This is a genomic window from Oxalicibacterium faecigallinarum (assembly GCF_014635705.1).
Taxonomy (GTDB): domain Bacteria; phylum Pseudomonadota; class Gammaproteobacteria; order Burkholderiales; family Burkholderiaceae_D; genus Oxalicibacterium; species Oxalicibacterium faecigallinarum.
The window spans coordinates 300088-312662 of the sequence record NZ_BMDI01000001.1 but is presented as its reverse complement, the minus strand read 5'-3'; the positions used below and the strand labels follow the sequence as shown (position 1 = coordinate 312662).

General features: G+C 53.4%; 13 protein-coding genes and 1 tRNA gene. 5 read left to right on the top strand and 9 right to left on the bottom strand.

The window, feature by feature from the left end:
- Nucleotides 1-38: 38 nt before the first annotated feature.
- The 4 genes from tilS to cysS form a co-directional block, all read right to left on the bottom strand.
- Complete coding sequence (gene tilS / locus IEV29_RS01465; protein WP_188379497.1) at nt 39-1490, bottom strand: tRNA lysidine(34) synthetase TilS; 1452 nt, start codon at nt 1488-1490, stop codon at nt 39-41.
- The gene (locus tag IEV29_RS01460; protein WP_188379496.1) at nt 1456-2430 is read right to left on the bottom strand and encodes an acetyl-CoA carboxylase carboxyltransferase subunit alpha; all 975 of its coding nucleotides are present in this window, start codon (nt 2428-2430) and stop codon (nt 1456-1458) included. Before IEV29_RS01460 ends, tilS begins: the two co-directional genes overlap by 35 nt.
- A gap of 61 nt (nt 2431-2491) precedes the next feature.
- Nucleotides 2492-3139, bottom strand: a complete 648-nt coding sequence (locus tag IEV29_RS01455; protein WP_188379495.1) for a DNA-3-methyladenine glycosylase family protein — start codon at nt 3137-3139, stop codon at nt 2492-2494.
- Between the two features lie 5 nt (nt 3140-3144).
- Entirely contained in the window at nt 3145-4539 is a 1395-nt protein-coding gene (gene cysS, locus IEV29_RS01450) for a cysteine--tRNA ligase (RefSeq protein WP_188379494.1), read from the bottom strand.
- Here cysS and IEV29_RS01445 point away from each other — a divergent pair.
- The 4 genes from IEV29_RS01445 to IEV29_RS01430 all read left to right on the top strand — a co-directional run bounded on the left by IEV29_RS01445 (nt 4538) and on the right by IEV29_RS01430 (nt 6844).
- Complete coding sequence (locus IEV29_RS01445) at nt 4538-4693, top strand: hypothetical protein (protein WP_188379493.1); 156 nt, start codon at nt 4538-4540, stop codon at nt 4691-4693. The genes cysS and IEV29_RS01445 overlap by 2 nt on opposite strands.
- Before the next feature lie 191 nt (nt 4694-4884).
- Entirely contained in the window at nt 4885-5466 is a 582-nt protein-coding gene (locus IEV29_RS01440) for a peptidylprolyl isomerase (RefSeq protein WP_188379492.1), read from the top strand.
- Between the two features lie 58 nt (nt 5467-5524).
- The gene (locus tag IEV29_RS01435; protein ID WP_188379491.1) at nt 5525-6013 is read left to right on the top strand and encodes a peptidylprolyl isomerase; all 489 of its coding nucleotides are present in this window, start codon (nt 5525-5527) and stop codon (nt 6011-6013) included.
- A 21-nt stretch (nt 6014-6034) separates the two neighbouring features.
- Entirely contained in the window at nt 6035-6844 is an 810-nt protein-coding gene (locus tag IEV29_RS01430) for a UDP-2,3-diacylglucosamine diphosphatase (RefSeq protein ID WP_188379490.1), read from the top strand.
- Nucleotides 6845-6858: 14 nt separating this feature from the next.
- Here the strand turns inward: IEV29_RS01430 and IEV29_RS01425 are convergent, their stop codons facing one another.
- The 4 genes from IEV29_RS01425 to rnr form a co-directional block, all read right to left on the bottom strand.
- Entirely contained in the window at nt 6859-7566 is a 708-nt protein-coding gene (locus IEV29_RS01425) for a YceH family protein (RefSeq protein ID WP_188379489.1), read from the bottom strand.
- Nucleotides 7567-7569: 3 nt separating this feature from the next.
- Nucleotides 7570-8319 (bottom strand): serine O-acetyltransferase, encoded by a 750-nt coding sequence (gene cysE, locus IEV29_RS01420; RefSeq protein WP_188379488.1) that lies wholly within the window; start codon nt 8317-8319, stop codon nt 7570-7572.
- A gap of 96 nt (nt 8320-8415) precedes the next feature.
- Nucleotides 8416-9159, bottom strand: coding sequence for a 23S rRNA (guanosine(2251)-2'-O)-methyltransferase RlmB (gene rlmB / locus IEV29_RS01415; protein WP_188379487.1), 744 nt, complete (start codon nt 9157-9159; stop codon nt 8416-8418).
- A gap of 2 nt (nt 9160-9161) precedes the next feature.
- On the bottom strand, nt 9162-11615 hold the full coding sequence (gene rnr, locus IEV29_RS01410; RefSeq protein WP_188379486.1) for a ribonuclease R: 2454 nt from the start codon (nt 11613-11615) through the stop codon (nt 9162-9164).
- Between the two features lie 173 nt (nt 11616-11788).
- On the opposite strand from rnr, the gene IEV29_RS01405 reads away from it, so the two are divergent.
- Nucleotides 11789-11873: transfer RNA gene (locus IEV29_RS01405), tRNA-Leu, on the top strand.
- A 145-nt stretch (nt 11874-12018) separates the two neighbouring features.
- On the opposite strand, the gene IEV29_RS01400 is transcribed toward IEV29_RS01405, so the two are convergent.
- Nucleotides 12019-12567, bottom strand: a complete 549-nt coding sequence (locus IEV29_RS01400) for a phosphoribosyltransferase (protein WP_188379485.1) — start codon at nt 12565-12567, stop codon at nt 12019-12021.
- Between the last annotated feature and the right edge of the window lie 8 nt (nt 12568-12575).

Below are 12575 nucleotides of genomic sequence, written 5' to 3'. Positions count from 1 at the left end.
CAAGGCGGTGCCTGATTCGGGCGTGACGAACCGCTTTTTCATCCATTTTCATGATCGAAAACCCAACGAAATTGCAGCCGATCGCCCTTGGCCGGCGCAAAAGCATGGCAGTCCATTCCGATGCCTGCAGCATAGATCAGTTGCTTATCTGCAAATACGATGGGCAGGCGCACACGTTCCCACGGCGGCACATCGCCTGCCTGATAATGCGCTTTCAATGATCTTGTCGGCCGATTTGCGGCGAGCTTCAATACTTCGCCGCCACGCCGCACATCTAGGCACAGCGATTGTGCAGCAAGCCACGCCGCGCTCATGCCCTCCTCGGCAGGTTCGATATGCAAGGTCCCGCCAAATGCGGGGAAATACAGACTGGATTCGCCTGCCCACACAAAAGCCTGTGCCGCTTGCGGCAAGGCTGCAGGATCAATGCGTGGTGTCATGAATACTTTTTGCCGATAGCGATGAATCTCGCAGTCCGCATGCGTGACACAAAGCTGCGCATCCTCCTTGGCCTCGAACAGTTGCGCGCGCATTTCATTGAGCCATGCTGTCGACGGCATGCGTACCCCGCGCGAGCCGAACCAGTAGCGCAACAGATTATCGACGCGGTCACGACTGAAACCAGCCAACTTTGCCACATCGATACAGTGATCAACCAAACAGGCTGACAGATCCTGTTCAGCGAGCTCAATCAATAGGCGCTGCGCAGATTGCATGTGCTGTGCCGTCCGCACGAAACGCTGCTGAAATCCGGGGAAGTCCGTCGCGATAAGCGGCATCACATGATGTCGTAATGCATTGCGTGCGTAGCGCGGATCGGCATTCGATTCATCTTCGACATGCAGCAGTTGATGCTGCTGCGCCCACGCTTCCAGCGAATCGCGAGAGATATCCAGCAAAGGGCGTCCCATCCACAATGCGTCATCTCCAAGCAAGTCGGCAGCCTGATTAGCGCGATCCATACCCGATAAGCCGGCAACACCGGAACCACGCAATAACTGCAGCAACACCGTTTCCGCCTGATCATCCTGATGATGTGCTGTCAGCAACAATGACACCGCGTGCGTGCGGCACATTTCCCCCAGGGCGGCATACCGGCGTTTGCGAGCCGCTTCTTCAATGCTACGCGTGCCTTCAAGGCAAATCTGACGCATATCGAACGCAATGCCTCGTGCATCACACGTTTTGCGGCAATGTGCAGCCCATTCATCTGCATGCGGGCTCAAGCCATGATGGACGTGAAACGCATGCAGTCGCCCCCCATGCTGTTTTACATAGACATGTGCGAGATGTAGTAAGACAGCTGAGTCAAGCCCCCCACTGAACGCAATTGCGATACTCAATGCGGGAGCAGACGCTGTTGCGCTATCAACCGTTGCGCAAAGAGAAACGCGCGTCCGGATTTCTCCTAACGCGCGTTCAAATTCGTTCTGCAGAACAAATGATGTTGCCACGTTACTCCGCTGCGTTGAGTTCCTTGAACTTGCCATAGGCCATGATCTTTTCATGACGTGCAGTCAGCAGGTCTTTGGTCTTCACACCCTGGAACTGACGCAAGGTATCGGCCAATGCCCGCTTGAGCAGGGAAGCCATTTGTTTTGGATCGCGATGTGCTCCACCGAGCGGTTCGTTGATGATCTTGTCGATCAGACCCATGGCTTTCAGACGATGTGCCGTCAGACCGAGTGCTTCAGCCGCGTCCGATGCGCGTTCTGCAGACTTCCATAGAATCGACGCGCAACCTTCTGGCGAAATTACCGAATAGGTCGAGTATTGCAACATCAGCACGGCATCGCCGACGGCAATTGCCAGTGCACCGCCAGAACCACCTTCACCGATGATGGTGGCGATCAGCGGGACTTTGAGTTCCGCCATCACGTACAGATTGTGACCGATCGCTTCCGACTGTCCACGTTCTTCCGCATCAATACCTGGGAACGCACCTGGCGTATCGACAAAGGTAAAGATCGGCAGGCCGAATTTTTCCGCCAGCTTCATCAGACGCATGGCTTTACGATAGCCTTCCGGCTTCGGCATACCAAAGTTACGCATGCTGCGTTCTTTGGTATCGCGGCCTTTTTGATGACCGATGACCATGCATGGTTGACCGTTGAAGCGCGCCAGACCGCCGACGATCGACAAATCATCTGCGTAGGTACGATCACCGTGCAGCTCATGGAAATCAGTAAAGATTTCATTCACATAGTCCATGGTGTATGGACGCTGCGGATGACGTGCAATCTGCGACACTTGCCAAGGCGTGAGCTTGGCGTAAATATCTTTTGTCAGCTGCTGACTTTTTTTGGACAGACGCTCGATCTCTTCGGAAATATCGACGGCGGAATCGTCCTGCACAAAACGCAGCTCTTCGATCTTGGAATCAAGCTCTGCAATCGGCTGTTCAAAGCCGAGGAAAGTCGTTTTACTCATCATGCTTCCTTCTGATGCGACACGTCACAAAATACGCGTCGTCGAATTCGTCTAATACGGTTTAATATGCAACCGGTACCGGCTCCAGACTGCGCCACAGATACCAGGTCGCGACCGTACGGTAAGGTTCCCAATTGGCCGCCACTTCCCGCGCATCACTGCGCGAAACGGGCTCGCCAGAAAAATAATTACGGCTGATGCCTGCCAAAAGACCAACATCGTCCAATGGCAAAATATTCGGTCGGAGCAGATTAAATATCAAAAACATCTCCGCTGTCCAGCGCCCGATGCCGCGAATCTGAATCAATTCGGCAATGACAGCCTCATCGTCCATTTCTGCCCACTTGTCATATTGGACACGTTTTGCCTTGAAATGGTCTGCCAGATCGAGAATGTACTCCGCTTTGCGCTTGGAAAGGCCACATCCGGCTAATTTTTCACCTGCCTTCATTACTTGCACAGGCGTGCATTTGGGACAAACTTCAAGAAAACGCTGCCAGACACTTTCGGCTGCCTTGACCGAAATCTGCTGTCCGATAATGGAGCGCGCCAAGGTCGAAAATGGTTCGCCACGACTACGCAGATGCAAATCACCAAACTGTGGAATCAGCTTGCGCATGATGCGATCACGCCGCATGAGCTCAGCCTTTGCCTCCTCCCAATAAGGAGGCAGGATGAACACTTCGTCCGTGACGCTTGTTTTTACCATGCTGCTTATGCCCTGCGCCATTCCGTCAAGCCACCGGGCTTGTCTTCGAGGATGATACCTTGCTCAAGCAAAGCACCACGAATGCGATCCGCCTCGGCAAAATTACGTGCCATTTTTGCATCGCTACGTGCAGTAATCTGTGCTGCCACCATGGTTTCCAGATCGTCATCCGTCTGACCGTTGACCGCGCCGCGTAGAAACTGCTGGGGCGCACGCTGCAACAAACCGACCAGACCGGCCAAACCATGCAACTGACGGGCCAGCTCGGGCGACTTGGTCTTGTTGACCTCATTGGCCAGCTCGAACAAAACGGCGACTGCCAGTGGCGTATTGAAATCGTCGTTCATGGCATCGGCAAAGCGTTGTGCATGCGCTTCCTGCATATCGAGCACTTTGCCGTCCGGCGCAACATCCTTCAGCGCCGTGTACATGCGCGTCAGCGCATTGCGTGCATCGTCGAGGTGCGCATCCGAATAATTCAGCTGACTACGATAGTGCGCGCGCAAGATAAAAAAGCGCACGACTTCCGGATCATATTTTTCCAGGACTTCACGAATAGTGAAAAAATTGCCCAGCGATTTGGACATTTTCTCGTTATCGACGCGGATGAAGCCGTTGTGCATCCAGTAATTGACGAAGGCATGGCCGTGCGCGCCTTCCGACTGCGCGATCTCATTCTCGTGATGCGGAAACTGCAAATCTGCACCACCACCGTGAATATCAAACTGTTGGCCCAACAGATCGCACGCCATGGCCGAGCACTCAATGTGCCAACCAGGACGACCGCTTCCCCACTTGGATTGCCATTTGACTTCATCGGGTTCGGATTCCTTTGATGCTTTCCACAAAACGAAATCGAGGGGATCCCGTTTGCCCGTATTCACATCGACGCGCTCACCAGCACGCAGATCGTCGAGTGACTTGCCAGACAGTTTTCCGTAACCGGCAAAATCACGTACCGAATAATTCACATCACCATCGGCTGCCTTGTACGCCAGTCCGTTACGTTCCAATGCTTCGATCAGTCCCAGCATCTGTGGCACATAATTCGTTGCACGTGGTTCATGATCCGGCTTGCACACACCCAGTGCTGCGGCATCTTCGTCCATGGCATCGATGAATCGTTGGGTCAGCGCCGAAATTGATTCGCCGTTTTCAGCGGCACGCTTGATGATCTTGTCATCAATATCCGTAATATTGCGCACATACGTCACATCGAAACCGGATGCCCGCAACCAGCGTTGCACCAGATCGAATACCACCATCACGCGTGCATGGCCGATATGACAATAGTCATACACCGTCATACCGCAAACGTACATGCGGACCTTGCCCGGCTCAATAGGTGTAAACGGCTGCTTCTCGCGCGCCAGCGTATTGAATATCTTCAGGGAATTCATGGGTGATGATGTCTGTGTCGACGGCCGTTTTCAACGTGTCAAAGGCTTGGAAACATCGTTCTGCAAGCCCGGCATTGCTCAGGCGGCGGCGACAGATGAGCCAAACACGTACGTATGCTCTTTTGATAAAATGCACATTTTTGCGGCAGTATAACATTGAAGCACCAGGCTTCTACGGCAACTTGCCCATCAGAATGCTGGCAGATCATTTGCTTTACTGCTACGGAATGCTTGCTGCGGGGCCGCGATCATAAGCCACGATGAGGCGACCTGCAACAACAAGGTTTGCATCGCAGTCATAGCAAACGTATGCCATTCACTCTTTCCCTATCCAAGAAAGTCAGTATGCTCATTTACCGCCGTCACCTCCTGATTCTGACCGCAGCTCTTTCTTTCACCGGTTTGTTTTCTCATGCGCAGGCAGCGGACCTGCCACGGGTTACGCTTAAAACCAACATGGGTGAAATCGTGCTGGAACTGAATCAGGAAAAGGCACCGGTTACCGTTGCCAACTTTCTGCAATACGTCAAAAGTGGTCAGTACAATGGCACCATTTTTCATCGCGTCATTGCCGATTTCATGATTCAGGGTGGCGGCTTCGATCGCAATATGCAGGAGAAAAAAACACGCGCACCAATCCAGAATGAAGCCAACAACGGCTTGCGCAATGAAATCTATACGATTGCCATGGCCCGCACGGCGGCACCCCATTCTGCAACGGCACAGTTCTTCATCAACACCAAAAACAACAGCAATCTCAACTACCCTGGCTTTGATGGCTGGGGTTACACGGTATTCGGCAAAGTGATCAAAGGTACCGAAGTCGTCGACCAGATCAAGAATGTCAGCACGGGGAATGCCGGCTTTCATCAGAATGTACCAACGTCGCCCGTGATTATCGAATCCGCTACGATCACAACACCCTGACAGCACACGTTATCGTTTATATTTCGCCCTTCACCACTTTATACAGACAAGGACCAACATGGCAGTCATTCTCACCACCAATCACGGCAAAATCACTATCGAACTCGATGCTGAAAAAGCGCCTAAAACGGTTGCCAACTTTCTGGCATACGTCAATGCCGGTCATTACAGCGGCACGATTTTTCACCGTGTGATCGATGGTTTCATGATTCAGGGTGGCGGTTTCGAGCCTGGCATGAAACAAAAGCCAACCAATGAACCAGTCGAAAACGAAGCCAAAAACGGCCTGAAGAACGAGATGTATACGGTCGCCATGGCACGTACGTCGGCTCCGCATTCTGCATCGGCGCAGTTTTTCATCAACGTCAATGACAATGGTTTCCTCGACTATCCAGGCCAGGATGGCTGGGGTTACTGCGTATTCGGCAAAGTGACGGATGGCACCGATGTCGTACAAAAAATCAAGGCAGTCAAAACCTCGCGCGCAGGCATGTTTGCCGACGTACCGGTTGAGGATGTCGTGATCGAGAAGGCAGAAGTCGTCTAAGTACACACGACACTTCCAGGCATGAGCGCAACGCGTTTATCTGACGACGCCAGGCAGCAAGCGCAGCCAACATGGGCTGCGCTTTTTGTTTCCGATCTCCATTTGCAGCCGGAAATGCCCAATACTGCACAGGCGTTTCTCGACTTTCTGCAAACGCGTGCCCATCAAGCCCGTCAGCTCTATTTGCTCGGCGATATCTTTGAAGCATGGCCTGGTGATGACGATCTGGATGATCCGTTTCACGCCCGCGTTGCACACGCCATTCGTGACGTGGCAAATCAAGGTACAGCGGTCTTCTGGATTGCGGGCAATCGTGACTTTCTGGTCGGGGAGCAATTCGCACAAGTTGCCGGGTTGACCTTACTGCCCGACCCTTTTGTCACAACCATTGCCGATCAGCCTTTCGTTCTGACGCACGGTGATGCTTATTGCACCGACGACACTGCCTATATGCAGTTTCGCGCACAAGTACGCATGCCGCAGTGGCAAGCCGGGTTTCTGGCACTGCCACTGGCCGAAAGAAAAAGGATCATCGCGGAATTGCGCGCAGGCAGCCGTGCTGCCCAAAAGGACAAGACGTACGAGATCATGGATGTCAATGACGACGCCATTGATGCTGTGTTCAAGGAAACAGGGGCGCGCATCATGATTCAGGGCCACACACACCGCCCTGCATCACATCTGCACATGATCAATGAATCACGACATGTCCGCCATGTTCTGTCGGACTGGGATCTGGATGGCACCAAGCCGCGTGGTGACTGGCTGGCGATTGATGACCAAGGACGCGTCCATCGCTACGGTCTAGATGGCAGCGTCCTGACAAATTGAGTTACTTTTGACGATCAGTCGAACTGCTGCCTGAACTGTTGAAACTGCTTTTTCAGTTCTTGCATCTCATCTTTAAGCGACTGAACTTCCGTCTCAAGCTGCGCAATTCTATCACCCCGCATTGTTCCTGCAGACTTGCCGGACTCTGCCTCGTCCGCCATCATTTCTTCACTGATTTCGCCAGATAACAGATGCGCATAGCGCGCTTCCTTGGTTCCCGGCGCACGTGCCAGACGCGCAACCAACGGCGGATACTTGTCCATCAAAAACTGCAGCGATTGCTCCACCTCTGCAATCGAAGCAAACTCGTGCAGGCGACCACAGCGTGTGCGTATCTCTCCAGCCGTTTGCGGCCCACGCAGCATCAGCACGGTCAATACGGCCAGCTTATCCTGTTCCAGCAACCACTTAACACGCAATCGATGTTCGTACTTTGCGACACGTGCGCCAGCCTGCCGCACTTCCGTTACGAATTTATCCGCCGTCAAGCGATCGAGCGTTGCCTGCACGTCACCCTCACTCAACGACATGACAGGGTCGCGACTGGACAACTGATTACAGCCATTTGTCAGCGCATTCAGCGACAAGGGATAGATATCAGGCGTCAGCGCCTCTTTTTCAGCCAGCACTGCCAGCACACGCAAGTCATGTGCGTTCAGCAGGTCTTGTTGTGATGTATCGGCAAGTGATGCCGATACATCGTGCAATTCTTCATTCGTCATTTGTTATTCGACCAGTTTATTCAGCTGATCCGGATCAAATTTTTCTGCTGTCTCCAGGGTTTCGCAATCGATGCCAGCGCACTTGAGCGCAGCCAGAATACGTTCGATCTGATGCTCTTGTGTCGCCGCATTATCGATCAGGCCATGCAGCGCCTTGGAAAGCGGATCATCACCGTTTGGCGTCACGCCGTAGGCAGCAAACATGCGTGCAGCGGTCTCGTCACGTGCATTACCGCTTTCTTTCTCAAGAATGCGCGCAGGATTTCCCACAGCCGTTGCACCAGCCGGTACCGGCTTGACGACGACGGCGTTAGAACCGACCTTTGCGCCTTCACCAACCGTGAAAGATCCAAGTACCTGTGCACCCGCCCCGATGATGACGCCATTGCCGAGCGTCGGATGGCGTTTGGCCCCCTTGCTCAAAGACGTGCCGCCCAGCGTGACCCCCTGATAAATCGTGCAGTCGTCACCGACCTCGGCGGTTTCACCGATGACGACACCAAAACCGTGATCGATGAACACTCGACGACCGATTTGTGCTCCCGGATGAATCTCGATACCTGTCAACCAGCGACCAATATGCGAGGTAAAGCGACCTAGCCATTTGAAATTGTTTTGCCAGAACCAATGCGCGCATCGTTGAATGACAATTGCATGAAAACCCGGATAACAGGTAATCACTTCCCATGCACTGCGTGCAGCGGGGTCGCGCGTCATGATGTTGGCGATGTCTTCTCGAATACGGCTAAACATGGTCTGAAAATGCAAGGTGACATAAAACGCCATGGTAGCGTTTTATAGACGTCTTTGCCCGACAGGGCCGGGCAAAATAAAACGGAATTGAATGCTTTAGACGGCAACCGCCAAACGCTGGCGACGGGCTTCGTATAGACAGACACCGGATGCCACGGACACATTCAAACTTTCAACCGTGCCGAACATCGGAATATTGACGAGTACATCGCAGGTTTCACGCGTCAGGCGACGCATACCCTCACCTTCCGATCCCATGACCAATGCGGCAGGACCGGAAAAATCCGCCTCATACAAACCTTTTTCCGCATCATCACTGGTACCAATCAGCAGGATTTCACGCTCTTTTAATTCGCGCAAGGTACGCGCCAGATTCGTGACTGTGATGTAGGGAACGGTATCGGCAGCACCACTGGCGACTTTGGCAGCCGTGGCATTCAGGCCAACGGCTCTGTCCTTAGGTGCAATCACTGCATGTGCGCCGACGCCATCGGCCACACGCAGACAGGCACCCAGATTGTGAGGATCCGTCACGCCGTCCAGAATCAGCAACAATGGGGGGCCATCCACCGCATCAAGTAACTCATCCAGATTGCGCGCCAGCGACAACACGCTGGCTTTGGCAATCACGCCCTGGTGACGGCGTGTGCCGACAATATTATTCAGCCGTGCATCATCAACGGGAATGATACGAACACGTGCAGCTTCTGCTGCACGAATCAGTTCACGCATGCGAGGATCACGACGATCCGCATCAATATAAATCTCTTCAACCGACGAGGCTTCATGACGCAAACGCGCCGTAACGGCGTGGAAGCCAAAAATCATCTTGCTTTTCATGGTTATCGCTTTTTCTTGCCTAAGCGTGATCGGCTTGCCGAGCCACGCTGTTTCTGAGGTGTTGCCGGCTGGCGCTTCCCTTTGACCTTGCCATGCGCAGGCGATTCTGCCACCACAGCGACCTTTTTGGCAGCAGATTTTTCTGCTTTTTTTGCAGCCGATTTTTTGGCTGCCGGCACATTCCTGCTTTCAGCCTTGCGTGCCTCGTTTTTCAGCACCGTACGAATGCCAGGCTCATCGACCAGACGCAAATCGATCTTGCGTGCATCCAGATCGACACGGCTGACTTGCACGGTCACACGATCCGTCAACTGATACCGAATGCCCGTGCGCTCACCTCTAAGCTCATGGCGTGCCTCGTCGAACTTGAAGTGATCCGCACCCAGCTCCGTTACATGGACCATGCCTTCGATATATAGCGAGTCGAGCTGAACAAAAATGCCGAATCCTGCCACGCCAGAAATCACGCCGGTAAATTCTTCGCCCAACTTGTCGCGGATAAAGTAGCACTTGAGCCAGGCCTCGACATCTCGCGATGCTTCGTCGGCACGACGCTCATTCGCTGAACAATGAATGCCCAGCGCTTCCCAGATTGCCAACTCACCTTCCGCCTTTTTCTTACCTTCGGCACGGTCCTGCGCATGCTTCTTGCGCGCTGCAGGCGACAGCATGGTATTCAACACGCTGGTATCAATGCCCTTTGGCACGTAGCGCTTGCCGAGCAAAACCGCTTTGATTGCACGATGCGTCAGCAGATCGGGATAACGGCGAATCGGACTGGTAAAGTGTGCATAGGCTTCGTACGACAAGCCAAAGTGACCGATATTCTCGGGGCTGTACACCGCTTGTTGCATCGATCGCAGCAACATGGTCTGCAGCAGGGTTGCGTCCGGGCGCCCCTTGATCTTACCCATCAGCTCGGCATAATCGGACGCCGTCGGTTTGGTACCGCCAGTGAGATTCAAGCCCACCTGTTTGAGGAAGGTACGTACCTGATTCAATTTCTCTTCGGTCGGTAACGCATGGACGCGGTACAGCCCCGGATGATCATGCCGCTCAAGCAGATCAGCCGCACAAACGTTGGCCGCCAACATGCACTCTTCGATCAGCTTATGCGCTTCATTACGTGTGCGCGGCAGGATCTGTTCGATCTTGCCGACTTCATTGCAAACGATATAGGTTTCCGTCGTTTCAAAGTCGATGGCACCGCGGGTATGCCGCGCTTGCAGCAATGCTTGATACACCGCATACAGATTCAACAGATGGGGCACCAGGGTCGGCTTTCTGGCTGCTTCGGTACCTTTGGTGTTACCCAGAATCGCGGCCACTTCGGTATAAGTCAGGCGGGCTGCAGAATGAATCACCGCGGGATAAAACTGATAGGCCTTAATCTCGCCTTTGGCAGTCACCACGGCATCACACACCAGCGTCAAACGATCTACGCCCGGGTTGAGCGAGCACAAACCGTTCGACAATTTTTCCGGCAGCATGGGAATCACACGACGCGGGAAGTAAACCGATGTACTGCGTTCAATCGCATCAATATCCAGCGGTTCGTTTGGCTTGACGTAATGACTGACATCCGCAATCGCGACGATCAAACGGAACCCATCGGCACGACCGATTTTGCACGGTTCGCAGTACACCGCATCATCGAAGTCACGCGCATCTTCGCCATCGATCGTTACCAGCGGCACATCACGCAGATCGACACGATCATTCAAATCAACAGCTCGAACTTCGGACGGCAACTTGGCAGCAGCCTTGCGCGCATCGTCGGAGAACTCATGCGGCACACCATACTTGCGCACCGCGATCTCGATTTCCATGCCCGGATCATCGATGTCGCCCAGGACTTCTGCAATCTTGCCAACCGGCTGACTGAAACGCGACGGCTGTTCGGTGAGTTCAACACTGACAACCTGCCCTGCCTTCGCCTTGCCAGGAGAGCCGGCAATAATAATGTCCTGCCCGATACGCTTGTCTTCCGGCGCGACAACCCAGACACCATTTTCATTGAGCAATCGACCAATCACATGCGTGTTGGCGCGTGCGACCACTTCGACAATCGTCCCTTCGGGACGACCGCGTCGATCCGTGCCAATGATGCGCGCCTGCACGCGATCGCCATGCAAGACTTTCTGCATTTCCTTTTCAGGCAGAAAAATATCGGCGCTGGCATCGTCAGGAATCAGAAAACCGTAGCCATCACGATGACTGCTAACGCGGCCTTCGATGAAATTCGAGGAATTCGCAAGTTGATAATTGCCGGCGCGGTCAGGCTTGATTTGCCCATCGCGCTCCATGGCATTAAGCCTGCGCATCAGCCCATCCATTTCGTCGGGCTTGACGTTCAATGCTGCTGCGAGAGAAGACGCATCATGCGAACCGGTCGCAGTGCGCAAGAGTCCGAGAATTTCTTCTCGGCTTGGAATCGTGTAGGTGTATTGGCTCAAAAGCTGTTTCTATTAATTGAATTGTTATTGGAACAAAGGCAGTGTAACGGACAGTGCCGATATTTGCATGCAAGACATGCGCCATGCAAATTCATCACAAACACTGTTGACATCCTCCATATCTAGGCTATAATCCTTTTCTTTCTGAAGCGCAGCAAATTTTCAGAAGTAAGGCCCACGTGGCGGAATTGGTAGACGCGCATGGTTCAGGTCCATGTGCCGCGAGGTGTGGGGGTTCGAGTCCCTCCGTGGGCACCAAACATTAGAAACCCGTTGATTCGTCAACGGGTTTTTTCTTTTGTACTTCCCGTTTGCAAGCCCGCTTTGACATGTCGTGCAAACGCTAGGCACTCTTGTCACTTCATTATCTGATGCAAAAATCGGCCGCAGATACCTGACACTATCAGGACAAGTCGCTTAATCCTTCGCCTTTTTTCATCCATGCGCCCAGCTGATGCGCACGTATGCCATCGTACTCTTCAAACGGCTGATGAATCCATGGGTTCCCTGCCAGATACTCGAGATAAAAATCCGGCCGGAAAACGGAACATGCCTTGTACCAGATGACCGCTGTTCTGACCTCCGTCACCGCAGGGAAATGTTCTGCCAGATGCGCGCTCACGTTGGCCAGCGTTACGCCGGAATCCACCAGATCATCGATCAACAGCAGCTTGCCGCCGAGGCTGCCCGTCGTCATCGTGACATGGGGCGCGATATCCAGCGCACCTTGTTGCGTGCCATTGCCGTCGCGGTATGAACTGGTCGACAAAATTGCCAATGGCACATCGAAGATGCGCGAAAACACGTCGCCCGGACGAAGGCCGCCGCGCGCCAAACACAGGACTTGATCGAACTTCCAGCCGGAATCATGTATCAGCAGTGCAAGTCGCTCGATTGCACGGTGATAAGCATCCCATGTTACCCAGAGATCGGATTCGGTCGATTCAGGCATGGGATGCT